The organism is Neisseria sp. P0020.S003 (assembly GCF_051957095.1).
Taxonomy (GTDB): Bacteria; Pseudomonadota; Gammaproteobacteria; order Burkholderiales; family Neisseriaceae; genus Neisseria; species Neisseria subflava.
Genome location: NZ_JBQCWU010000008.1, coordinates 1 through 23924, shown reverse-complemented (window position 1 = coordinate 23924; position 23924 = coordinate 1). Strand labels below are relative to the sequence as shown.

Annotated in this window: 18 protein-coding genes, 1 other RNA gene and 3 pseudogenes; 18 read left to right on the top strand and 4 right to left on the bottom strand. The window is 49.5% G+C overall.

The window, feature by feature from the left end; translation table 11 throughout:
- Positions 1-97 precede the first annotated feature (97 nt).
- The 7 genes from ACTHTQ_RS06100 (at position 98) to ACTHTQ_RS06070 (ending at position 5419) form a co-directional block, all read left to right on the top strand.
- Positions 98-523, top strand: a complete 426-nt coding sequence (locus tag ACTHTQ_RS06100) for an NfeD family protein (protein ID WP_003683491.1) — start codon at positions 98-100, stop codon at positions 521-523.
- Between the two features lie 9 nt (positions 524-532).
- On the top strand, positions 533-1495 hold the full coding sequence (locus ACTHTQ_RS06095; RefSeq protein ID WP_039863787.1) for an SPFH domain-containing protein: 963 nt from the start codon (positions 533-535) through the stop codon (positions 1493-1495).
- 75 nt (positions 1496-1570) lie between these two features.
- The gene (locus ACTHTQ_RS06090) at positions 1571-2860 is read left to right on the top strand and encodes a multifunctional CCA addition/repair protein (protein WP_440363414.1); all 1290 of its coding nucleotides are present in this window, start codon (positions 1571-1573) and stop codon (positions 2858-2860) included.
- Positions 2861-3025: 165 nt separating this feature from the next.
- Positions 3026-3340 (top strand): hypothetical protein, encoded by a 315-nt coding sequence (locus tag ACTHTQ_RS06085; protein WP_440363413.1) that lies wholly within the window; start codon positions 3026-3028, stop codon positions 3338-3340.
- A gap of 109 nt (positions 3341-3449) precedes the next feature.
- Positions 3450-3659: a hypothetical protein gene (locus tag ACTHTQ_RS06080; protein WP_440363412.1), complete on the top strand. Its 210-nt coding sequence runs from the start codon at positions 3450-3452 to the stop codon at positions 3657-3659.
- 63 nt (positions 3660-3722) lie between these two features.
- The gene (locus tag ACTHTQ_RS06075; RefSeq protein ID WP_440363411.1) at positions 3723-4034 is read left to right on the top strand and encodes a hypothetical protein; all 312 of its coding nucleotides are present in this window, start codon (positions 3723-3725) and stop codon (positions 4032-4034) included.
- Positions 4035-4201: 167 nt separating this feature from the next.
- The gene (locus ACTHTQ_RS06070) at positions 4202-5419 is read left to right on the top strand and encodes a uracil-xanthine permease family protein (RefSeq protein WP_440363410.1); all 1218 of its coding nucleotides are present in this window, start codon (positions 4202-4204) and stop codon (positions 5417-5419) included.
- Between the two features lie 123 nt (positions 5420-5542).
- On the opposite strand, the gene ffs is transcribed toward ACTHTQ_RS06070, so the two are convergent.
- An RNA gene (gene ffs / locus ACTHTQ_RS06065) (signal recognition particle sRNA small type) lies at positions 5543-5639 on the bottom strand.
- A gap of 260 nt (positions 5640-5899) precedes the next feature.
- Between ffs and ACTHTQ_RS06060 the strand changes: the two genes are divergently transcribed.
- On the top strand, positions 5900-9733 hold the full coding sequence (locus ACTHTQ_RS06060; protein WP_440363409.1) for a DUF3683 domain-containing protein: 3834 nt from the start codon (positions 5900-5902) through the stop codon (positions 9731-9733).
- Between the two features lie 189 nt (positions 9734-9922).
- Here the strand turns inward: ACTHTQ_RS06060 and ACTHTQ_RS06055 are convergent, their stop codons facing one another.
- From ACTHTQ_RS06055 to ACTHTQ_RS06045, 3 genes are read right to left on the bottom strand one after another with little or no spacing between them, the layout of a single operon-like run.
- Entirely contained in the window at positions 9923-11374 is a 1452-nt protein-coding gene (locus ACTHTQ_RS06055) for a LutB/LldF family L-lactate oxidation iron-sulfur protein (RefSeq protein ID WP_440363408.1), read from the bottom strand.
- Positions 11371-12072 carry a LutC/YkgG family protein gene (locus tag ACTHTQ_RS06050; RefSeq protein WP_440363407.1) on the bottom strand — a complete coding sequence of 234 codons (702 nt, stop codon included), beginning with the start codon at positions 12070-12072 and terminating at the stop codon, positions 11371-11373. The genes ACTHTQ_RS06055 and ACTHTQ_RS06050 overlap by 4 nt, the downstream gene beginning before the upstream one ends.
- Complete coding sequence (locus ACTHTQ_RS06045) at positions 12069-12848, bottom strand: (Fe-S)-binding protein (protein WP_308887590.1); 780 nt, start codon at positions 12846-12848, stop codon at positions 12069-12071. The genes ACTHTQ_RS06050 and ACTHTQ_RS06045 overlap by 4 nt, the downstream gene beginning before the upstream one ends.
- A gap of 668 nt (positions 12849-13516) precedes the next feature.
- Here ACTHTQ_RS06045 and ACTHTQ_RS06040 point away from each other — a divergent pair.
- From ACTHTQ_RS06040 to ACTHTQ_RS05995, 10 genes and pseudogenes are all read left to right on the top strand, one after another.
- Positions 13517-15422, top strand: a pseudogene (locus ACTHTQ_RS06040) (alpha-amylase family protein); the annotation flags it as partial.
- A 119-nt stretch (positions 15423-15541) separates the two neighbouring features.
- Entirely contained in the window at positions 15542-16366 is an 825-nt protein-coding gene (locus ACTHTQ_RS06035; protein ID WP_440363406.1) for an amino acid ABC transporter substrate-binding protein, read from the top strand.
- A complete protein-coding gene (locus ACTHTQ_RS06030; RefSeq protein WP_083311721.1) occupies positions 16356-17072 on the top strand; it encodes an amino acid ABC transporter permease in 717 nt (238 codons plus the stop codon). Before ACTHTQ_RS06035 ends, ACTHTQ_RS06030 begins: the two co-directional genes overlap by 11 nt.
- A gap of 9 nt (positions 17073-17081) precedes the next feature.
- Positions 17082-17849, top strand: a complete 768-nt coding sequence (locus ACTHTQ_RS06025; RefSeq protein ID WP_440363405.1) for an amino acid ABC transporter ATP-binding protein — start codon at positions 17082-17084, stop codon at positions 17847-17849.
- A gap of 171 nt (positions 17850-18020) precedes the next feature.
- Positions 18021-19940, top strand: a complete 1920-nt coding sequence (locus ACTHTQ_RS06020) for an ATP-binding cassette domain-containing protein (RefSeq protein ID WP_440363404.1) — start codon at positions 18021-18023, stop codon at positions 19938-19940.
- Positions 19941-19987: 47 nt separating this feature from the next.
- A complete protein-coding gene (locus ACTHTQ_RS06015; protein WP_250600583.1) occupies positions 19988-20341 on the top strand; it encodes a nucleolar protein in 354 nt (117 codons plus the stop codon).
- 36 nt (positions 20342-20377) lie between these two features.
- On the top strand, positions 20378-20929 hold the full coding sequence (locus tag ACTHTQ_RS06010) for a hypothetical protein (RefSeq protein WP_440363403.1): 552 nt from the start codon (positions 20378-20380) through the stop codon (positions 20927-20929).
- A 188-nt stretch (positions 20930-21117) separates the two neighbouring features.
- A pseudogene (locus ACTHTQ_RS06005) lies at positions 21118-21820 on the top strand (DNA translocase FtsK 4TM domain-containing protein); the annotation flags it as partial.
- Positions 21821-21921: 101 nt separating this feature from the next.
- A pseudogene (locus ACTHTQ_RS06000) lies at positions 21922-23562 on the top strand (DNA translocase FtsK); the annotation flags it as partial.
- Positions 23563-23656: 94 nt separating this feature from the next.
- The coding region (locus ACTHTQ_RS05995) for a helix-turn-helix domain-containing protein (RefSeq protein ID WP_440363402.1) at positions 23657-23924 on the top strand (268 nt) is incomplete at its 3' end.

Here is a 23924-nt window from a genome sequence, read left to right as displayed (position 1 = left end):
TATTATAACTGAAATAAATTTCAACCTTAGCCTTTTCATTTCAAGCTGCTGCCATTATGATAAGGATTCTCAAAAGATTATTAAAAGGATATGCCGCATGACGATATGGTTTGTTGCCGCCGCCGTTGTTCTGATTGTCGAATTATTTATCGGAACGGTTTATCTTTTGGTAGTCAGCGTAGCGCTGGTCGCCGCCGGAATCATGTACGGATTAAGCGGACACTTTTCTGCCGCCGTTTTGACTGCCGCCATCATCAGTGCACTCGGTATCTGGCTGGTACACGGCCGTCTGAAAAATCAGTTGGCTCCCCAAGTGCTTAACGATGATTTGGATATTGGGCAAAACGTCCGCATCCTACGCCACCTGCATGACAATATTTACGAAGTCGCCTACCGCGGCACACATTGGCAGGCACAAGCCGAACGGCCTCAAGATACTTTTCAGACTGCCTCAAGCGCAGTCATTACCGCCAAAAACGGCAATCTTCTGATTATCCGCACACTCTCCCAACCATCATCATAAGGAAACATTATGGAATTTCTGCTCAGTCTCCCCGTCCTCATACTCATCGTCGTTGTTGTTTTTGGTTTCAAATCCTTTATCGTTGTACCGCAGCAGGAAGTTTATGTGGTCGAACGATTAGGCCGTTTTCACAAAGCGCTGACTGCTGGCCTGAACATCCTTATCCCATTCATCGACCGCGTCGCCTATCGTCATTCGCTGAAAGAAGTTCCTTTGGATGTTCCCAGCCAAGTCTGTATTACCCGCGACAACACTCAGCTGACTGTGGACGGCATTATCTACTTCCAAGTTACCGATCCAAAACTCGCTTCATATGGTTCCAGCAACTACATCATGGCGATTACCCAGCTTGCGCAAACAACTTTGCGCTCTGTCATCGGCCGCATGGAATTGGATAAAACCTTTGAAGAGCGCGATGAAATCAACAGCATTGTTGTTGCTGCTTTGGACGAAGCGGCAGGCGCTTGGGGCGTGAAAGTCTTGCGTTACGAAATCAAAGACTTGGTTCCGCCGCAAGAAATCCTGCGCTCAATGCAGGCGCAAATTACCGCCGAACGTGAAAAACGCGCGCGCATTGCCGAATCCGAAGGCCGTAAAATCGAGCAGATCAACCTTGCCAGCGGTCAGCGCGAGGCAGAAATCCAACAATCCGAAGGTGAAGCGCAAGCCGCCATCAACGCGTCAAACGGTGAAAAAATCGCCCGCATCAACCGCGCACAAGGTGAAGCCGAAGCCCTGCGCTTGGTGGCCGAAGCTAACGCCGACGCCATCCGCAAAATTGCTGAGGCTGTCCGCTCAGAGGGCGGTGCTGAAGCCGTCAACCTGAAAGTTGCCGAGCAATACGTTGCCGCCTTCAGCAATTTGGCTAAAGAAAGCAACACGCTGATTATGCCTGCCAACGTTGCCGACATCGGCAGCTTGGTCTCCGCCGGTTTGAAAATCATCGACGGCAACAAGCCTAAAGCGTCATAATAGCGTTCTGACTCAGGCCGTCTGAAAACCCAATACGGCTTTTCAGACGGCCTTTTTATATCGTTCGATTTTTATATGAATACACAAACCATCAAAACCTATCTTGTCGGCGGCGCCGTCCGCGACCATCTGTTAGGCCTGCCCGTTAAGGACCGCGATTGGGTAGTCGTCGGTGCAGATGCGCAAACCATGCTGGCTCAAGGCTATCAACCTGTCGGCAAGGATTTTCCCGTCTTTCTCCATCCGGACAGCCACGAAGAATACGCCCTCGCCCGTACTGAACGCAAAACCGCCAAAGGCTATGCCGGATTCAGCTTTCATGCCGATAAAGACGTTACGCTGGAACAAGACCTGATGCGCCGCGACCTGACCATAAATGCCATGGCTCAAGATTCAGACGGCACGATCATCGATCCTTTGGGCGGACAACAAGACTTGGTGGCCGGCATCCTGCGCCACGTTTCGCCTGCCTTTGCCGAAGACCCCGTGCGTATTTTGCGTATCGCCCGTTTTGCCGCGCGTTATGGTTTTCAAATTGCCGATGAAACCATGTCGCTGATGCGGCAAATGGTAGAAAACGGCGAAGCAGATGCCTTGGTTGCCGAACGCGTCTGGCAAGAATTGGCCAAAGGCTTGATGGAGAAAAATCCGCGCCGAATGATTGAAGTTTTGCACGAATGCGGCGCACTCAAAGTTTTACTGCCCGAGCTTGATGCTCTTTTCGGCGTACCGCAACGCGCTGACTATCATCCCGAAATCGACAGCGGTATTCATACGCTGATGGTTGTACAACGAGCTGCCGAGATGAACCTTTCCCTCGCCGAACGCTATGCCGCCTTATTGCACGACTTGGGCAAGGCAAAAACACCGGCCGATATTCTGCCTAAACACTACGGACATGACGTCAACGGCGTCGAACCCGTCCGCGAAGTCAATCAACGCCTGCGTGCGCCCAAACACTGCGCCGAGCTTGCCGAACTTGTCTGTCGCTGGCACATCATGCTCCATCAAGTCGGGCAGTTCAAAAGCAAAACCATTTTGAATGTTTTGAAAAAAACCGACGCATTCCGCCGCCCCGAACGTTTTCAGACGGCCTTAAACGTCTGCGTGGCCGACAAACAAGGCCGTCTGAATCTTGAAGACGCCCCCTATCCGCAACGCGAACACTGGCTGGCCTTACTTGAGGCCGCCAACCGAGTAGATGCAGGCAAAATTGCCGCCGAGTGCCGCACACAAGGGAAAGCCCATTTAATTGCTGAACAAATCGATCATGCCCGCTTGGCACAAATTACACCGCTGCAAAAAGCGTATCAGGCTGAAAAAGTAGGAGGCTATTCAAGAGGCGGTTGTTTCCCATTTGAATGATGAACAGACTGTTTTAAAAGGGCGATACCGTTTGGAAGGCTCAAAAGTGTTTTATAATGGGCAAACCGATATTGCTGTCGTTTTTGATAAAGACAATAGGTTTGAAACGGCAATGAAGATAAGTGGAAAACAGCGCGAGCATTATTTGAATACGGATTATCTGCAATGAAAAGAACGGTTTTTTCCAAGATAGCGCAAGATTTCTTCGACGGGAAAACGGATGCCGAAACGTTTTACAACCGGTTTATGGACGATTGGATTGCCAACAGTAGCAAGCCGGATGACGTGCGTGTGCCTGTTCCCTATATCGAACAGTCTTTGAGTTTGGCTGTCGGCAGTTATTGTCCTGTGGAGTTTCGGGATGATATGCAGCCGTATGATTATGATGAAGAGCAGTTGAAGCGGGTTGTTGGTATTTATCTGCAAACCGATGATGTGGATGAGGCTTATCGGATGATGAGGCGGCAGGGTTTGATTTGATGGCTTGATGCCGTCTGAACTTGGTTTCAGACGGCATTTTTATTGCCCTTTGTTTGGAAAAACGGGGCGTTTTGCGGCGGATGCCGCTTTTTTTACGGAGTTTTGAAACATGAAATTGAAATTGGATGAAAACGGTTATGTGGTGGTATCCGACGGCAAGCCGGTATATGTACATGACGACGGGAAGGAAATCCCGTTTAACGCGCCTGCCGCGATGCAGAAAATCAGCGGCCTGAATGCCGAAGCCAAGCAGCACCGCGAAGCCAAAGAGGCGGCTGAAGCGAAGTTGAAGGCGTTTGATGGTATAGACAAGCTTTGAAACATCCGCCACAATATCCGCTATAATCTGCACCTTGACCATCTTATTTCAACAATAAAAATCATGACTATCCAGACCGATTTACTTCACGAAAAAATCAGCAATGAAGATTATCGACGCCTCATTGTCAAACACAGCGAATCTTTCAGTGACGGCGAAATCCACCTATTAAACGAAATCCTTGAAAAATTCCGCTTTGATGTCGTACAGGCGCAGGCTTTGGCGCAAGCCGTCATGCAGCAGGTGCGCTTCGATCCAAACGACTACCATATCGACAGCGATGATGAAGATACAACCGGCATCTGTCCGCACTGCATCAATCCGCCCATGCCGCCCCTGCGCGATTATTTAGTTTGGCGCGAAACGCGCGGCTAAAAATTTTCCTAATCGATTTTGATAAGTTACTAACTATTCGCTATTGAACAAGGCCGTCTGAACAGGTGTATTCATTACATTTGTTCAGACGGCCTTTTGTAAATAAATGTTCACGACTAGGATAAATCAGTATAATCTGCGCCGTTTGAATTTTCTTTGGAGCTTTTATGAACCAGCTTAAAACGGCGATAGCCGGTACGCAGATTTTGTTTGTCGCATTCGGTGCCATGGTACTTGTGCCGCTTCTGACGGGACTGAATCCGGCTTTGGCATTATTGGGCGCAGGCTTGGGCACTTTGCTGTTCCAATTGGTTACCAAACGTAAAGTGCCGATTTTCCTCGGCTCTTCTTTTGCCTTTATTGCACCGATTATCTACTCCATCGGCGAATGGGGCCTGCCTTCTACCATGTTCGGCCTGTTTGCGGCAGGTTTCATGTACTTTGTCTTTGCCGCGCTGATCAGATGGCGTGGTCTAGATGCGGTACACAAGCTATTGCCGCCCGTGGTTATCGGCCCGGTGATTATGGTAATCGGCTTGTCCGTGGCCGCTGCAGCCAGCAGCATGGCCATGGGTCAGGCAGATGGAAAACAGGTCATCGACTATATCGACTCGCTGATTCTGTCCGGCTTTACCTTTGCGGTAACCGTCATTGTTTCCGTCTTCGGCAGCAAAATGATGAAGCTGATTCCGATTCTGATCGGCGTGGCTTCCGGCTATGTATTAGCTTTGATCATGGGCCTGGTCGATACCAGCGCCATCATCAACGCTCCTTGGTTTGCCGTCCCTCATTTTGAAACGCCTCAAGTCAACTGGCAGGCTGCCCTGTTTATGTTGCCCGTCGCCATTGCCCCGGCCATCGAACACATCGGCGGCATTATGGCTATCGGTAATGTAACCGGCAAAAACTACACTCAAGACCCGGGCTTGGACAAAACCCTTGCCGGCGACGGCTTGGGTGTGTGCGTGGCCGGTTTGATTGGTGGCCCTCCTGTGACCACTTACGGCGAGGTAACCGGCGCGGTGATGATTACCAAAAACAGCAACCCCGTCATCATGACTTGGGCGGCAATTTTTGCGATTTTGATGGCGTTTTTCGGTAAGTTCAATGCGTTTTTGGCTTCGATTCCTATGCCGGTTATGGGCGGTATTATGTTGCTGCTATTCGGTACAATCGCCTCTTTAGGCATCAAAACATTGATTGATGCAAAAGTCGATTTGATGCAGCCGAAAAATCTGGTTATCGTCAGCTCCGTATTGACGACCGGTATCGGCGGCATGATTATCAAAGTAGGTACTTTGAGCTTCGCCGGTGTAGGCTTGTGCGCCGTATTGGCCATTATCCTGAACTGCGTTTTGCCCAATACAAAATCAGAAGAAGCATAAATAGCTGGTTCATAAACTCAAAGGCCGTCTGAAAATGAGATTTCAGACGGCCTTTTTATTTTTATTACGCTTTATACAATGAAAAATGCCGGAGACTTAACTATCTCCGGCATTTTTGAATAAGGTGGCGAGCCGAACCCCCGGCACTGGCTCATCAGAGTGGGCTGCTGGCTTCCGCCCCTGACCCGGTGTTCCGAATTACCATGCGGGGAGACCCGCCATAGAAGAAACGCATTATAGCGGTTTTACAGAAAAACTCAAGCGATAAAATCTATCAGGCCGTCTGAAAACCATTTACACGACAAGATTGTAAACAATATTACCTAGTTGCAAATCATTCCCATTGAAATGTTTATTGTCTTTTCCATTGAAAAATATCGAAAATTACACTACATTAACACTTTACGCCATCAAGAAGAATTTGTATTTTTCAGACGGCCTTTAATATAAAAACATTACATCCATCAACGGAACACGACCATGACCACGACTACTGCTCCTCAGCGTATTCGAGAAATTCCCTATAACTATACTTCTTATACCGACCGCGAAATCGTCATCCGACTGTTGGGTGACGACACGTGGCAAATCCTGCAAGACCTGCGTGGTCAACGCAAAACAGGACGTTCGGCACGAATGTTGTTTGAAGTATTAGGTGATATTTGGGTGGTCGTGCGCAATCCGTATCTGGTCGATGACTTATTGGAGCACCCTAAACGCCGCGCCGCGCTGGTGCGTGAAATGCGCCACCGTTTGAACGAAATCCGCAAACGCCGCGACGATAATCCGCAAGTCGATTTGTTGGTTGCGGCGGCGGAAAAGGCGGTCGAGCGTTTTGACGGCAGCTTTGACGAAACGCGCCAAAAGCGGCGGCAGATTTTGGAGCGTTTGAGCAAAATCACCAAACCGCACAATATTATGTTCGACGGGCTGGCGCGGGTAACGCACGTTACCGATGCGACCGACTGGCGCGTGGAGTATCCATTTGTTGTCGTTAATCCTGATACCGAAGCAGAGATCGCGCCTTTGGTGCGCGCCTTAATCGAGCTGGATTTGGTCATTATTCCGCGCGGCGGTGGTACGGGTTATACCGGCGGCGCCGTGCCTTTGGATGCAAACAGCGCGGTCATCAATACGGAAAAGCTGGACAAGCATCGCGGCGTCGAATATGTTGAGCTGGCAGGTTTAGACGGCAGACATCCTATTATCCATTGCGGCGCGGGCGTGGTCACGCGGCGGGTGGAAGAAACCGCACATCAGGCAGGTTTGGTGTTCGCTGTTGATCCGACTTCCGCCGATGCGTCTTGCGTGGGCGGTAATGTGGCGATGAACGCAGGCGGTAAAAAAGCCGTGCTGTGGGGTACTGCCTTGGACAACCTCGCCTACTGGAACATGGTTAACCCTCAAGGCGAATGGTTGCGTATCGAACGCGTGCACCACAATTTCGGCAAAATTCACGACGAAGAAACCGCCATATTTGACGTACATACGCTGGATTCAGACGGTCGCAATATCATCAATACCAAACGTTTGGAAATCCCCGGCCACAAATTCCGCAAAGTCGGTTTGGGCAAAGACGTTACCGACAAATTCTTGAGCGGCCTGCCCGGCGTGCAGAAAGAAGGCACGGACGGCATCATCACCAGCGTTGCCTTCGTGTTGCACAAAATGCCGAAATACACGCGCACTGTGTGTATGGAGTTTTTTGGTACGGTCGCCACCGCTACTCCGTCCATTGTTGAAATCCGCGATTTCCTGCTTACCCATGAAAGCGTGCGGCTGGCGGGTTTAGAACATTTAGACTGGCGTTACGTCCGCGCTGTCGGCTATGCCACCAAAGCGGCGGGCAAAGGCCGACCTAAAATGGTCTTGCTGGCAGACGTGGTTTCCGACGACGAAGCAGCCGTACAGGCAGCCGCCGAACACATCTGCGAACTCGCCCGTGCTCGCGACGGCGAAGGCTTTATCGCCATATCTCCCGAAGCGCGCAAAACCTTCTGGCTTGACCGCAGCCGCACCGCTGCCATCGCCAAACACACCAACGCCTTTAAAATCAACGAAGACGTGGTAATCCCACTTGAGAGGCTCGACGAGTATTCAGACGGCATCGAACGCATCAATATTGAGCTTTCCATCCAAAACAAACTCAAACTCTGTGCCGCCTTGGAGCAATATCTGTCCGGCAAACTCCCCATCGACAAAATGGGAACAGACCTGCCAACCGCCGAACTGTTAGGCGAACGCAGCAAACACGCCCTAGCCCACGTTTCCGCTGTCAAAGCTCGATGGGAATGGCTGCTTGCTAACTTAGACGCGCCGCTTGCCGACTATAAAGCACGCTATGGCGCATCCGTCCACGCCGCTCCCGAAGCCAAAGACAATGAAAGCTGCTTTATTGCCTTCCGTGATTTCCGTCTGCGCGTGTCTGTCAAAGCGGACGTAATGAAGCCACTTTCTGAAATCTTCAGCGGCAAAACAGATACCAAAATTATCCAAGGTTTGGGCAAAATCCACGCCAAAACCGTACGCAGCCGCGTCTTCGTCGCCCTGCATATGCACGCCGGCGACGGTAACGTTCATACCAATATTCCGGTTAACTCAGACGATGCCGAAATGCTTCAGACGGCCTATCGTTCGGTCGAACGCATCATGAAAATCGCTCGTTCGCTCGGTGGCGTAATTTCCGGCGAACACGGCATCGGCATTACCAAGCTCGAATTTTTGACCGATGAAGATTTGCAACCGTTTTGGAACTACAAAAACCAAGTCGATCCCAAACACACCTTCAATCGTCACAAACTCATGAAAGGCTCGGACTTACGCAACGCCTACACGCCATCTTTCGAGCTTTTGGGAGCGGAATCACTGATTATGGAAAAATCAGACCTCGGCACCATCGCCGATTCCGTCAAAGACTGCTTGCGCTGCGGCAAATGCAAACCTGTTTGTTCTACTCATGTTCCGCGCGCCAACCTGCTGTACAGCCCGCGCAACAAAATCCTCGGTGTAGGCTTGCTGACCGAAGCCTTCTTATACGAAGAACAAACCCGCCGCGGCGTTTCCATCAAACACTTTGAAGAACTCATGGACATCGGCGACCACTGCACCGTGTGCCACCGCTGCGTCAAACCCTGCCCCGTCAACATCGACTTCGGCGACGTAACCGTAGCCATCCGCAACTACCTTGCCGATTCCGGCCACAAACGCTTCGCACCCGCCGCATCTATGGGCATGGCGTTTTTGAACGCCACCGGCCCGAAAACCATCAAAGCCCTGCGCGCCGCCATGATACAAACCGGCTTCCCCGCGCAGAATTTCGCCTACAAAATCGGCAAACTCCTGCCCGTCGGTACCAAAAAACAAAAAGCCGAACCCAAAGCCACCGTCGGTACCGCTCCGGTTAAAGAGCAAATCATCCACTTCATCAACCGTCCTTTGCCCAAAAGTGTGCCCGCCAAAACACCGCGCTCCATGCTCGGCATAGAAGACGACAAAAGCATCCCCATCATCCGCAACCCTGCCGCGCCCGAAGATGCCGAAGCCGTGTTCTACTTCCCAGGCTGCGGTTCCGAACGCCTGTTCAGCCAAATCGGGCTTGCCGTCCAAGCCATGCTCTGGCATGTCGGCGTACAAACCGTCCTGCCGCCGGGCTATATGTGTTGCGGCTATCCGCAAGACGCAGGCGGCAATAAGGCTAAAGCCGAAGAAATGAGTACCAACAACCGCGTGGCTTTCCACCGTATGGCAAACACCCTTAACTACCTCGACATTAAAACCGTCGTCGTCAGTTGCGGTACCTGCTACGACCAACTGGAAAAATACCGTTTTGAGGAAATCTTCCCAGGCTGCCGTATCATCGACATCCACGAATATCTGCTTGAAAAAGGTGTGCAGCTAAACGGAGTACAAGGTCAGCAATACCTCTACCACGACCCTTGCCATACCCCGATCAAAACCATGAACGCCACCCAAATGGCCAGCAGCCTGATGGGACAGAAAGTCGTCTTAAGCGACCGCTGCTGCGGCGAGTCCGGTATGTTTGCCGTCAAACGGCCAGACATTGCCACTCAGGTCAAGTTCCGCAAACAAGAGGAAATTGAGAAAAACCTCAAAGAGCTGCCGCAGGGCGAACCCGTCAAAATACTTACCTCCTGCCCAGCCTGCCTGCAAGGCTTGAGCCGCTACGCCGATGACAACAATATGCCTGCCGACTATATCGTCATCGAAATGGCGAAACACATCCTCGGCGAAAACTGGCTGGATGAGTTTGTGAAAAAAGCCAATAACGGCGGTGTAGAAAAAGTATTGCTCTAAGGACTTAGGCAAAAACTTTTGACTGTAATAAAGGCCGTCTGAAAATCTTTCAGACGGCCTTTTTATTCAAAAGAATCAAGATAAAATCATCAAATCAAACGCCTTTACAAATAGCGATGCCACACTAGCAGTATTCAATAAAAAATAAAACCTGAGGCCTTTTAATCCTCAGGTTTTATTTATCAAGCCTTATGCTTTTTCTTTCTGGAGTTTCTCTGCCATCAGTTGATGCAGCGTTTTCTTAGCCGGTTTCATCGGAACACGGTTATTCGTCCAGCCCAGCTGCTTGCTAGGCGTCAATGCGCGGAATTTAGTGGCTGTCCAACCGAATGCACGGTAAGCTTTACTGCCGCTGAAAATACCGTCAAACGTACGCCACGCCATTTGTTCGCCGAAAGTATGCGATGCGCCTTGACCACGGATAGGATGCGGAACGATTTCGGTTGGTGAACGTTGCGCTTCAACACGCAGACGTTGCATTTGCTCGGTAATCGGAATACGTACCGGACAAACCTCAACACAGGCACCACACATGGTACACGCAGTCGGCAGATCGCGTGTCGCATCCAAGCCCAACAAATGCGGAGAGATAATCTCGCCAATCGGGCCGGGATAAGTCGTACCGTAAGCCGCACCACCGATACGGGTATAAACCGGACAGTGGTTCATACACGCACCGCAACGGATACATTGCAAGGTACGGCGCATTTGATCTTCTGCATACGCTTGGCTGCGGCCGTTATCAAGCAGTACCAAGTGCATTTCTTGAGGGCCGTCCAACTCTTCGCTACGGCGAGGGCCGGTAATCATATTGAAATAAGTGGTAATGTTCTGACCGATGGCGGAGCGTGGCAACAGGCTGTACAAAGGCGGAATATCAGACAGCTTCGCAACCACTTTTTCAATACCAGTAATGGCGATGTGCACAGGCGGTACAGTGGTACTCAAGCGACCGTTACCTTCGTTTTCGACCAGACACAAAGTGCCTGTTTCCGCGACAGCAAAGTTCACACCGCTCAAACCGACATCGGCAGTGCTGTAAATATCGCGCAATGCTTTACGCGCAAATCCGGTCAACTGGTCTACATCGTCTGTCAATGGAGTGCCAAGATTTTGATGGAAAAGCTCACTCACCTGCTCTTTGGTCTTGTGAATGGCAGGCATCACGATATGAGTTGGTTTCTCGCCGGCCATTTGAACGATAAACTCACCCAAGTCACTCTCAACCGCTTTGATGCCTTGATCTTGCAGATAATGGTTCAGCTCAATCTCTTCGCTGACCATAGATTTACCTTTCACCATCAGCTTACCGTTTTTATCGGTAATGATGTTGTGAATGATTTGGCAGGCTTCGGCAGGGGTTTCCGCCCAGTGGACTTTAACGCCTAACTTGGTCAGGTTTTCTTCCAGCTGTTCCAACAATGCAGGCAATTTGGACAACGAACGTTGACGGACATGCTCACACAAGTCACGCAGGCTTTGCAGCTCTTCTTCATCTGTCAAAACGGCTTTGCGCTTGGTCATCAGCATATCCATCGCTGTACGCAAGCTTTTACGCAGAGGCTTGTCTTGCAAAGAAATCGCAGCGTTTTGCTTGAACGTTTCCGGCTTCATATGGAATTTAATGGTTTGGGAACTCATGCTTTTTCCTCCAAATCGGCAGGGGAAATATGATCAGGCAGAACGGCCAAAACCACCAAATCGCGCGGGCCGTGTGCACCATAGGCCAAAGTTAATTGAATATCGGCAGTCTTAGATGGGCCGGAAATCAAAATAACGTTGGTAGGCATGCCTTTTTCTACCAGTTTTTCGCCTTCAACAGCATTATGGAATTCGTTGTACATTTTGCTGGTGTCAAACAAGCAGAAATGCACAGGCGGAACCAAACTCAGGCTGCGCGGCTCGACAGGACTGGACTCCAGCATAATCGTACCGGTACGGGCAATACCGCATTTAGAGCCGCTAAAACCCGCCTCAATATCTGTAAAGAATTCGTTTTTCCAATCGTCGATTTTTCGCTCAAAACCACGCGGTTCAATATTGGTATCGGCCAAAGCTGCACGGGCCAGCTGACCATGTTCTGTTTCCAATGGGAGCAGAATGTTTTTCAAGCCTTTGCCTTCGGCTACTTGGCGGAATACTTGCGGCCAGTTGGTTTTAGTAACCCAATAGATTTCAGTTTTGACGGCACGCATGGCAGCCGCCCAATGTTTCAAACGCTCGACATCGTTTGCCCAAGAAACACCCATTTCACGGTAATAATCGAAAACCGGCGGTTCTTCCATTCGCAAGGCATCGGCTTTTTTCAATTTCGCTAAAATATTTTCGCGCGCGCTCATGCTTTACCTCCGGTACGTTCCAACAGGAAAGATGCAATATGTTTCGGACGTGGCATATTGGGTTCGTCTTTGGCAATTTTGCCGCCGATATTCATCATGCAACCGCAATCCGCGCTGATGATTTCAGTGGCGCCTGTTTCTTTTAAGGCTGCGACTTTGTCGGTTACCATCGCGCCGGAAATATCGGCTTGTTTCACAGAGAATGTACCGCCAAAACCGCAGCACTCGCTTTCATGGTCGTGAACGATACGTTCAACATTTTCCATGCCGTCAATCAGCTGCCAGCCTGACAAATGGACATTCATCTCACGACGTGCCGCGCAGGAAGTATGAACGGCCACTTTAACCGGCTCGCCTTTATCTTCAGGTTTGTAACCAATCGCCAGCAGGAAGTGGGTAAATTCAATGATACGGTTGGCACAATCAATCGCTTTTTGCTCGTACTCGGTGCCTTTGAACAAAATCGGCCAGTGGTGTTTCATCATGCCGCCGCAAGAACCGGAAGGCACGACAATCGGCCAATTTTCAGGGAATAAATCCAGTTGCGCTTTGGCAACATCAAAAGCTTCTTTAGGATGACCTGACGAATAGGCAGGTTGGCCGCAGCAGCTTTGCTCCATAGGATAATGGATATGGATGCCCTGTTGTTCGATTAAAGTGATGGCATCCATGCCTGCTTCGGGCATGAAAAGGTCGAGAACGCAAGTACCGAAGAAATAAGCATCGGTTGGCTTGCTGTCGAATACGGTGATTTGTGGTGGTTTGATTGCGCTCATTTTTTTGGAACGGGATAACCCATTTTCTTGTGTAAAAATAAGATGGATACTTTAAGTAATTGCTTGTAATGGGTCAAGTCTAATTTTAAAAAATAATATTAAAAAAGCATGACAAACCAGGCAGACACCTCTCCCTTATTGATTTGATAATCTACATAATAACCACTATCAATAAGAAATTTTATGGGTTCATTTTTAAATAAATGAAATTCAACCATTCACTCTCTCTTCAAAACACAATAACTGCCTCTTTATAGAATCTTGATTTACATCAGAAGTCATGAACTTAATCTCTATGACACGTTTTGAAACAAAATAAGCAACCCGTTATGCTGCACATATGTTTCAGACGGCCATACTTAGCATAAAAAGATGTCTAATATAATAAAAATAAAAGTTTTTTTCACAAGACTCAGGCCGTCTGAAAGATAAGTTCGTCAAAAGGCCGCTTTCCATATGCTCAATCCTACTTTTAATCAAAATCAAACACTTGAAAAATCATCGTTCCCAACCTTGAAAACCCTATGCACACTCAAGCACTTTCAGTATTATTGTGACAGTTTCTTGACGCAAAATTACAGTCTTAGTCGCCCACAATCGGCATGGATTTGCAAAAGAATTGAAACCAAGCTTCAAAACAATTTCACCTTAACCTCGGAGTAGGCATTATGTTGACCCAGACTCAACAGGTTGATTTGACCTTGCATCACCTTAAAGAACGCACCCTATCGATTTATACCCCCGAACAGCGTGCAAGTATCGAGACATCTGAAGACTGGAAACAGTTTGACAGACGACTTGAGGAACGCTTCCCCAAACTGATGCATGAGCTGGACAATGTTTACAACAACAACGAAGCCGTCCTCCCCATGCTGGAGCAACTGATTGCCCAAGCATGGCAAAGCTATTCACAACGCAACTCATCCTTAAAAGATATTGATTGCGCGCGAAAACGATCCTGACTGGATTTTGTCCAACAAACAGGTTGGCGGCGTGTGCTACGTCGATTTGTTTGCCGGCGATCTGCAAGGCTTGAAAGCCAAAATCCCTTATTTCCAAGAGTTGGGCCTGACCTATCTGCACTTGATGCCCCTGTTTAAATGTCCTGAAGGCAAAAGCGACGACGGCTATGCAGTCAGCAGCTACCGTGATGTCAATCCGGCACTGGGTACGATAGACGACTTGCGCGATATCATTGCCGCCTTGCACGAAGCAGGTATTTCCGCCGTCGTCGATTTCATCTTCAACCATACTTCTAACGAACACGAATGGGCAAAAGGCTGCGCCGCCGGTGATCCGCTCTACGATAACTTCTACTACATCTTCCCTGACCGCTGGATGCCCGATCAATACGACCGCACCCTGCGTGAAATCTTCCCCGACCAACATCCGGGCGGCTTCTCCCAACTGGAAGACGGACGCTGGGTATGGACGACGTTCAACTCCTTCCAATGGGACTTGAATTACAGCAACCCATGGGTATTCCGTGCCATGGCAGGCGAAATGATGTTCCTTGCCAACTTGGGCGTTGATATTCTGCGCATGGATGCCGTTGCCTTTATTTGGAAGCAAATGGGCACAAGCTGCGAAAACCTGCCTCAGGCACACGCTCTGATTCGCGCGTTTAACTCCGTAATGCGTATCGCAGCGCCAGCCGTGTTCTTCAAATCCGAAGCCATCGTCCATCCTGACCAAGTTGTCCAATACATCAGCCAAGACGAATGTCAAATCGGCTACAACCCTCTGCAAATGGCACTGTTGTGGAACACCCTCGCCACACGCGAAGTCAACCTGCTCCATCAAGCACTAACCTACCGCCACAACCTGCCCGACCACACTGCATGGGTCAACTACGTCCGCAGTCATGACGATATCGGCTGGACGTTCGCCGACGAAGACGCATCGCAATTCGGTATTCACGGCTACGACCACCGACAATTTCTCAACCGCTTCTTCGTCAACCACTTCGACGGTAGCTTCGCGCGCGGTGTACCGTTCCAATACAACCCAAGCACAGGTGACTGCCGTGTCAGCGGTATAGCCGCAGCATTGGTCGGCTTGGCTCAAAACGATCCGCATGCCGTTGACCGCATCAAACTCTTGTACAGCATTGCTTTGAGTACCGGCGGCCTGCCGCTGATTTACCTAGGCGACGAAGTGGGTACGCTCAATGACGACGACTGGTCGCAAGACAGCAATAAGAGCGACGACAGCCGCTGGGCACACCGTCCTCGTTACAATGAGGAATTGTACAACCAACGCCATGACAGCTCGACCACTGCCGGTCAAATCTTCCAAGGTTTGCGCCATATGATTTCCATCCGCCAAAGCAATCCGCGCTTTAATGGCGGCAGATTGGTCACCTTCAACACCAACAACAAACACATCATCGGCTATATGCGCAACAACGCGCTTTTGGCATTCGGCAACTTCAGTGAACATGCGCAAACCATCAGTGCGCACACTCTGCAGGCCATGCCGTTTAAAGCGCACAATTTAATCAGCGGCCAAACCGTTTCTCTGAATCAGGACTTGGTACTGCAACCCTATCAAGTCATGTGGCTTGAAATTGCATTAGCTGAATTTTTTATACATCATTTAAGGCATAAGATGTATTTTGTATTTTGGGCAGTTTCGCTTAGAATGCACGCTTTAATACCAAATGACACACTTAAAGTCAGGAGTAAAAATCCATGTTGAAAAAATTCGTACTCGGCAGCATCGCTGCAGTAGTTTTGGCTGCTTGCGGTGGAGAAGGCAGCAACTCAGCTTCTTCTGCTCCGGCACAATCCGGTGCGGCCTCCGGCTCACTGATTGAGCGTATCAACAATAAAGGTACCATCACTGTCGGTACGGAAGGCACTTACGCACCATTCACCTACCACGACAAAGACGGCAAATTGACCGGCTACGATGTCGAAGTAACCCGCGCAGTTGCCGACAAACTGGGCATCAAAGTTGAATTTAAAGAAACACAATGGGACTCCATGATGGCAGGTTTGAAAGCCGGCCGTTTTGACATAGTCGCCAACCAAGTCGGCCTGACCAGCCCTGAGCGTCAAGCGACTTTTGACAAATCCGAGCCTTACAGCTGGAGCGGTGCCGTATTGGTTGTCCGCAAAGACAGCAACATCAAATCCATTGATGACATCAAAGGCGTGAAAACCGCACAATCCCTGACCAGTAACTATGGTGAAAAAGCCAAAGCTGCAGGCGCAGAACTCGTACCGGTAGATGGTTTGGCACAATCTCTGACCCTGATTGAACAAAAACGTGCCGACGCAACCCTGAACGACGAATTGGCAGTATTGGATTACCTGAAGAAAAACCCAAATGCCGGCGTACAAATCGTTTGGTCTGCCCCTGCTGACGAAAAAGTCGGCTCCGGCTTGATTGTCAATAAAGGCAATGATGAAGCATTGGCCAAATTCAGCACAGCCATGACTGAGCTGAAAGCCGACGGCACGCTGAAAAAACTAGGCGAACAATTCTTCGGAAAAGACATCAGTGTTAAATAATTTCCTTGCCTCTCTGCCGTTTATGACGGAAACACGCGCTGATATGCTCATCAGCGCGTTTTGGCCTATGGTCAAAGCCGGCTTTGCAGTATCTTTGCCTTTGGCGATCGCTTCTTTCGTTATCGGCATGATTATTGCCGTAGCCGTTGCTTTGGTGCGAATCATGCCCTCCGACAGCATTTTCCAAAAATGCTTGCTGAAGCTGGTTGAATTTTATATTTCCGTCATTCGCGGTACGCCGCTATTGGTGCAGTTGGTCATCGTATTCTACGGTTTGCCTTCCGTCGGTATCTATATCGATCCGATTCCTGCCGCCATCATCGGCTTTTCGCTCAATGTCGGCGCATACGCTTCCGAAACCATACGCGCGGCAATTTTGTCCGTACCTAAAGGACAATGGGAAGCAGGTTTCTCCATCGGTATGACCTATATGCAGACTTTCCGCCGCATTGTCGCGCCACAGGCATTCCGCGTTGCCGTACCACCTTTAAGCAACGAATTTATCGGCTTGTTCAAAAACACCTCGCTTGCCGCCGTGGTAACGGTAACGGAGCTTTTCCGTGTCGCTCAAGAGACAGCAAACCGTACTTATGACTTCTTGCCGGTTTATATCGAAGCCGCATTGGTCTATTGGTGTTTCTGCAAAGTGCTGTTTTTGATTCAGGCGCGTTTGGAAAAACGTTTCGACCGCTATGTCGCCAAATAAGGAGTTGTCATGATTAAAATCCGCAATATCCATAAGACCTTTGGCGAAAATACCATTTTGCGCGGCATCGATTTGGATGTCGGCAAAGGACAAGTGATTGTTATCTTAGGTCCTTCCGGCTCAGGCAAAACCACGTTTTTACGCTGTTTAAACGCTTTAGAAATGCCTGAACAAGGTCAGATCGAGTTTAACAATGCGCAGCCGTTAAGCATCGATTTTTCCAAAAAACCAAGCAAACACGATATTTTGGCACTGCGCCGCAAATCCGGCATGGTGTTCCAACAATACAACCTCTTTCCACACAAAACTGCGTTGGAAAACGTCATGGAAGGGCCGGTTGCCGTACAAGGCAAGCCTGTCGCCAAAGCGCGTGAAGAGGCTGTCAAATTGCTTGAAAAAGTCGGTTTGGGCGATAAGATTGACCTCTACCCCTACCAACTCTCCGGCGGTCAACAGCAGCGTGTCGGCATTGCCCGCGCGTTGGCAATTCAGCCTGAATTAATGCTGTTTGACGAACCGACTTCCGCGCTTGACCCTGAATTGGTGCAAGATGTTTTGGATACCATGAAGGAATTGGCGCAAGAAGGCTGGACCATGGTTGTCGTTACGCATGAAATCAAATTCGCCTTAGAAGTGGCAACCACCGTTGTCGTGATGGACGGCGGAGTTATTGTCGAACAAGGCAGCCCGCAAGATTTGTTCAATCATCCCAAACATGAGCGGACACAAAAATTCCTGCGCCAAATCCGTGCGGACAATGGCGATCTTCAAATTTAATTGAAACAACAGACAATTTGAAAGCATTTCCGACTGTCATTTCATAAAGGCCGTCTGAATAAGTGAAATAGAAATCGTTGATTTCGTCTTCATACTTGTTCAGACGGCCTTTTATATATCTTTTCAGGTAAAATAACGCCTTTCGTTTTACTTATCCCCTTGCCTGCCATCATGATAGAAATTAAAAAACTCACCCTGCAACGCGGTTTGAAAGTCCTGCTTGATAAAGCCGATGCCGTAATCAACCCCGGCCAACGCGTTGGTTTAATCGGTAAAAACGGTACGGGAAAATCCAGCCTGTTTGCGCTGATAAAAGGTGAAATCACACAAGATGGCGGCGAAATCCTTATTCCGAAAACATGGCGTCTGACTTCCGTCTCTCAAGAAACGCCTGATTTAGATATTTCCGCTTTAGACTACGTTTTGCAAGGCGATGCCGAATTGCAGGCTTTTCAGACGGCCTTAGCCCAAGCAGAAGCGCAAAACGACGGCATGAAGCAAGCCGAATATCACGCCAAACTTGAAGAAATCGATGCCTATACTGCTCCGGCACGCGCCGCCAAACTGCTTAACGGCTTGGGTTTCTCACAAGAAGAACATACTCACTCCGTCAAATCCTTCTCCGGCGGCTGGCGTATGCGCCTCAACCTTGCCCAAGCGCTGATTTGTCGTGCTGATTTACTGCTTTTGGACGAACCAACCAACCACTTGGATTTAGAAACCGTGTTGTGGCTGGAAAACCATCTCGCCTCCCTGCCCTGTACGCAAATCATCATCTCCCATGACCGCGACTTCTTGAATGCCACCACAACGCACACCATCGAACTGTCGCAACAAAAACTGACCCAATACGGCGGCAATTACGATTTCTACCAAGCCGAACGCGCCCAACGTCTGGCGCAACAACAAGCCGCTTACGTCAAACAGCAGGCACAAATCAAACATCTGCAATCCTTTATCGACCGTTTCAAAGCCAAAGCCACAAAAGCCGTACAAGCCCAAAGCCGCATGAAGGCATTAGCCAAACTCGAGCGCATCGCCCCTGCGCATTTGGATAGCGAGTTTTCCTTTGAGTTTGCCAATCCGACACATCTGCCCAATCCATTATTGAAACTCGACCATGCCGACTTAGGTTATGGCGACAATACCGTTTTGCACGATATTACCTTGTCTCTGGAAAGCGGCGCACGTTACGGCCTGTTGGGTGTTAACGGCAGCGGTAAATCCACATTTATCAAAGCATTGGCAGGAAAAATTAATTTACTTTCCGGCAGCATCGTCTGCTCCGAAAAGCTCAATATCGGCTATTTTGCCCAGCACCAACTGGATACTTTACGCGCCGACCAAAGTCCGGTTTGGCATATCCAACAGCTTTCGCCCGAAGTCCGCGAACAGGAAATCCGCAACTTTTTAGGCGGTTTCAACTTTGTCGGCGATATGGCGGTTCAAAAGACCGAGCCGTTCTCCGGTGGGGAAAAGGCGCGGCTTGCCCTTGCCATGATTATCTGGCAAAAGCCTAATCTGCTCCTGCTTGACGAACCGACCAACCACCTAGACTTGGATATGCGCCACGCTCTGACACTTGCCCTGCAAAGTTTCCAAGGCGCATTGATTGTCGTTTCGCACGACCGCAGCCTGCTTGAAGCGACTACCGATAGTTTCCTCCTTATCGACAAAGGCCGTCTGAACAACTTCGACGGCGATTTGAACGACTACCGTCAATGGCGGTTGGCACAAGAAAACGCCGCAGCTACCCCCGCCGCTTCTGCACAAAGCCAAAGCCGTAAAGACACCAAGCGCATAGAAGCACAAATCCGTCAGGAAAAAGCCAAACGCAGCAAACCGATTCAGCAGAAAATCGACAAAGCCGAAAAAGAAATCGCGCGTTTGACTGATATTCAGACGGCCTGTGAAGCATTTTTGGCACAAGAATCTGCTTATTCAGAAGAAAATAAACCCAAATTGCAAGAGACACTCGCACAATTAACAGAAACTAAAGTAAAATTAACGCAACTGGAAGAAAACTGGCTGCAATGGCAGGAAGAGCTTGAGCAAATCCAAGTTGATGTCGAAGCCGAGTTTTCCCAATAAAAATAGAGCCATCAGGCCGTCTGAAATAAAACACAATACGGAAAAACATGACTTCAATCATCAAACAAGCCGGATACTTCCTCGTATCCTCTTTCGTCTTGAGCATTTCTCTTCACGCAGCCGCCGCAGTTTATTCCTGCGGCAACGGCAGCTATACTTCCGAACCCAAATCCTCCTGCGCACAGGCCGAATTGCCTAAAATCAGCGGCCATCAAGGCAGCGGTTACCATCTCAACATCCGCAGTCTCAATGCCTCTGATGAACGTGCAAGTGCAAAGCCTAAGAAAAAGGCACGCACGGGAAAATCCGATAAACAAGAGAAAAAAGCCGACAAACCGAGCAAAAACAAAAACAGTGCAAAAGCTAAAAAACAGCAGCCCATGCCGTCTGAACAAGAATAAAATGCTCAACTGCAACGAATCAGCCCTACCTGAATCATGAAAAAATATCTGCTTACCCTATCCCTGCTGCCGCTTGCTGTTTTCAACAGCCAAGCCCACGCCGCAAAAATCTACACCTGTGAAGTCAACGGCTCGATTGTCTATACCTCGCGTCCAAGCGGCAACTGCCAAGCCGTCAATGATTTACCGATTGTCGGCAAATACAGCAGCAGCCGATACGACACTCCGGTTAGTGATGCGCCGACACTCGATGCACCGACATCACAAACGGCTCCGGCAAAAAGCAAAAATACGGCTGCAAAATCCAACCATAAGGCAACACCCAAACCTGCCCCTGTCCGTACTGCTTCTGAAACGGCTCCTCCTCCGGTTCCAAAATCCTCCGGCGTCAACAGCCGCCGCTCTATTTTGGAAACCGAGTTATCCAATGAACGCGCGGCTTTGGCCGATGCCAAAAAGCAACTGAGCCAAGCTCGGACAGCCAAAGACGGCAGCGTCAATCAACAGGCCATCAGCACATTGCAAGGTGCGGTTTTAGATAGGGAGAAAAACATTCAAGCCCTCCAGCGCGAACTGGGCAGAATGTAAGTCCAAATCAATCAAAACATCAGGCCGTCTGAACAGGTGGAAACGAAATCCCAAATTTTCGTCACACCAAACAGACGGCCTAAATCCTGTAATGATTACGCCCGTTTCAATTTCTTGTGCCTAGTAAATACGGTATAATTTGCCCTTTACGCACATTACCTCCGGTCTTTTCAGACGGCCTTTATCTCATGACTGCAAAATCTTCTAAAACCCAAACAAAAAAACGCGTCTCTACCAAACCGGCAGCCAAACCGACCACACGCAAATCCACCAAAGCACAAACTCTAGCCGACAATAAAGTCTCTCAACGCCTGAAAGCCGCCAAAGAGCTGCAAAAAAACGAAGAAAAAAAAGCGCGTCCCGAGCATGTCGTCAACTTGATTAATGATGCTTTATGGCTGTTTGGCTTGGTTATCACCATTTATCTGGCCATTTCCCTGACCAGCTTCAGCATGGACGACCCTGCATGGTCGCGCAGCGTTCCCAAAAGCAACGATGTCGCCAACCTCGGCGGCCTCTTTGGCTCCTATCTTTCCGATGTCGGATATTATTTGTTCGGCTTATCGTTTTGGTGGTGGATAGCCGCCTCTTGCGTTTTTCTCTACAAAAATTTCCGCCCCATGAAAAAGCAGGAAAACCACAAGCCCTACAATCACGGCGTAGCCGCTTTGGCATTGTTCCTCCTGCTGGTGTGCAGTCCGATTATCGAGCATTTCCTGTTTGATAATGCATTGAGCGAATCCCTTCCCGTCGGTGCAGGCGGCTTAGTCGGCTTGTTGGCCGGTTCAGGCTTGGCTTGGCTGTTGGGCAAATCGGGCAGTCTGTTAATTATGCTCGTAATGTTGCTTTTATCCATTTCCCTGCTGGCTCAGGTGTCATGGTTGGAAGTCATGGCCAAATCCGGCAGCCATATGGGCGGCCTATTTGGCAGCTTGATGAAAAAACTGTCTCAATTCCAAAATAAAAAAGAAGATGTCCACTCCGAGGCTTTGGAAACCCAAAATACGCGCCGCATGGTTAAAGAGGCCAAAACCATTACCGCCACTCCGGTTGCTCCGTTGGCAGGCAGCAGCAGCAACCGTAAAACCGTTGCCGTATCCGTTGCGCCGCCTCCTAAAATCCAAACTTCCCTGTTTGACGATACTGAACCTAAAAACAACGGCGAATATCACAAGCCCAACATGAACCTGTTGCGTATGCCGTCTGAAGAACCGGTTGCCGTCAATCCGGATGAATTGCAACAGACCGCAGAATTAATTGAAGCCAAGCTGGCTGAATTCGGCATCGGCGTACAGGTTGTTTCCGCCACTTCCGGCCCCGTGATTACCCGCTACGAAATCGAACCGGCACAAGGTGTCAAAGGTAGCCAAATTGTCGCCCTGTCCAAAGATTTGGCGCGCTCGATGTCTCTGCAAGCTGTACGTATCGTAGAAACCATTGCCGGTAAAAACACCATGGGTATTGAATTGCCCAATGAGAAACGCCAAGACGTGATGTTGAGCGAAATCCTCTCTTCATCCGTATTTACCGATGCCAAGTCCAAACTGACCGTTGCTTTGGGTAAAGATATTGCGGGTACGCCAGTTGTCGGCGACTTGGCAAAAATGCCGCATCTTTTGGTTGCAGGCATGACCGGCTCGGGTAAATCCGTCGGCGTAAACGGCATGATTATGTCCATGCTCTTCAAAGCCACGCCCGACGAGGTCCGCTTCATTATGATTGACCCGAAAATGCTGGAATTGAGCATTTACGACGGCATTCCACACCTGCTCTGCCCGGTTGTGACCGATATGCACGAGGCTGGACAAGCATTGAACTGGTGTGTTGCCGAAATGGAAAAACGCTATCGTCTGCTTTCTCACGCCGGCGTGCGTAATTTGGACGGCTTCAACCAAAAAGTCGAACAAGCCAAAGCGGCAGGCAAGCCATTACTCAATCCGTTCAGCTTAAATCCTGACGAGCCTGAGCCTCTGGAAAAACTGCCGTTGATTGTGGTCGTTATCGATGAGTTGGCTGACTTGATGATGACCGAACGCAAATCCGTTGAGCAGCAAATCGCACGCCTTGCCCAAAAAGCGCGTGCAGCAGGCATTCACATGATTGTCGCCACCCAACGCCCGAGTGTCGATGTGGTTACCGGCCTGATTAAAGCCAACATTCCGACACGTATGGCCTTTACCGTACAAAGCAAAATCGACAGCCGCACTATTCTTGACCAAATGGGTGCGGACGAATTGCTCAAATACGGCGACTCGTTATTCCTGCAACCGGGCAGCGCAGAACCGACACGCCTACAGGGTGCATTTGTTTCTGATGATGAAGTACATCAAGTCGTCAATTTCGTCAAAGAACAGGCTCCGACCAATTATGTGGAAGGTCTGCTCAGTGGCGAAGCAGCCATCGAAACTACTAATATTGTCAATCCGAACGCAAACAGCGATGAGTTATTCGATCAAGCCGTTGCCTTCGTATTGGAGAGCCGGAAAACTTCCATTTCCGCACTCCAACGCCAATTGCGCATCGGCTACAACCGTGCCGCCAATTTGATAGATGCGCTTGAAAATGCCGGTGTTCTCTCTCCGGCAGACATCAACGGTAGCCGACGGATTCTGGCACAAAAAGACCAGCTGTAAAAAACAACAATATCGAAACGCAAAGGCCGTCTGAAAAGTGAACTGCACCCCAAAAGTTGGACATCCCCTCCAACTCACAAGGTGCAGTTTTTTTATGAGCAAATATACATTACACTTCAAATACCAAGCCGTACTCCACTACCTGCACATACGCAGCCAACAGCGTACCGCAGACCACTACGGCATTTCCCGAACCCACCTGCGACGATGGATAACCGCCTATCAAGAAGGCGGCATCGGCGCACTCGAACATCCCCAATCCAAAACCATGCCCCAACACCGCAAAAACCCCTTCATCGCCGACAAACCCGACCAAGAAAAAACACAGGCAGAGCTTATCGAAGAGTTGTGCTATATGCGCG

What these genes read in the sequence shown, in the direction of transcription:
- ACTHTQ_RS06100 (WP_003683491.1), top strand. Translation starts at nt 98, where the DNA reads ATGACGATATGGTTTGTTGCCGCCGCCGTTGTTCTGATTGTCGAATTA.
- ACTHTQ_RS06095 (WP_039863787.1), top strand. Translation starts at nt 533, where the DNA reads ATGGAATTTCTGCTCAGTCTCCCCGTCCTCATACTCATCGTCGTTGTT.
- ACTHTQ_RS06090 (WP_440363414.1), top strand. Translation starts at nt 1,571, where the DNA reads ATGAATACACAAACCATCAAAACCTATCTTGTCGGCGGCGCCGTCCGC.
- ACTHTQ_RS06085 (WP_440363413.1), top strand. Translation starts at nt 3,026, where the DNA reads ATGAAAAGAACGGTTTTTTCCAAGATAGCGCAAGATTTCTTCGACGGG.
- ACTHTQ_RS06080 (WP_440363412.1), top strand. Translation starts at nt 3,450, where the DNA reads ATGAAATTGAAATTGGATGAAAACGGTTATGTGGTGGTATCCGACGGC.
- ACTHTQ_RS06075 (WP_440363411.1), top strand. Translation starts at nt 3,723, where the DNA reads ATGACTATCCAGACCGATTTACTTCACGAAAAAATCAGCAATGAAGAT.
- ACTHTQ_RS06070 (WP_440363410.1), top strand. Translation starts at nt 4,202, where the DNA reads ATGAACCAGCTTAAAACGGCGATAGCCGGTACGCAGATTTTGTTTGTC.
- ACTHTQ_RS06060 (WP_440363409.1), top strand. Translation starts at nt 5,900, where the DNA reads ATGACCACGACTACTGCTCCTCAGCGTATTCGAGAAATTCCCTATAAC.
- ACTHTQ_RS06055 (WP_440363408.1), bottom strand. Translation starts at nt 11,374, where the DNA reads ATGAGTTCCCAAACCATTAAATTCCATATGAAGCCGGAAACGTTCAAG.
- ACTHTQ_RS06050 (WP_440363407.1), bottom strand. Translation starts at nt 12,072, where the DNA reads ATGAGCGCGCGCGAAAATATTTTAGCGAAATTGAAAAAAGCCGATGCC.
- ACTHTQ_RS06045 (WP_308887590.1), bottom strand. Translation starts at nt 12,848, where the DNA reads ATGAGCGCAATCAAACCACCACAAATCACCGTATTCGACAGCAAGCCA.
- ACTHTQ_RS06035 (WP_440363406.1), top strand. Translation starts at nt 15,542, where the DNA reads ATGTTGAAAAAATTCGTACTCGGCAGCATCGCTGCAGTAGTTTTGGCT.
- ACTHTQ_RS06025 (WP_440363405.1), top strand. Translation starts at nt 17,082, where the DNA reads ATGATTAAAATCCGCAATATCCATAAGACCTTTGGCGAAAATACCATT.
- ACTHTQ_RS06020 (WP_440363404.1), top strand. Translation starts at nt 18,021, where the DNA reads ATGATAGAAATTAAAAAACTCACCCTGCAACGCGGTTTGAAAGTCCTG.
- ACTHTQ_RS06015 (WP_250600583.1), top strand. Translation starts at nt 19,988, where the DNA reads ATGACTTCAATCATCAAACAAGCCGGATACTTCCTCGTATCCTCTTTC.
- ACTHTQ_RS06010 (WP_440363403.1), top strand. Translation starts at nt 20,378, where the DNA reads ATGAAAAAATATCTGCTTACCCTATCCCTGCTGCCGCTTGCTGTTTTC.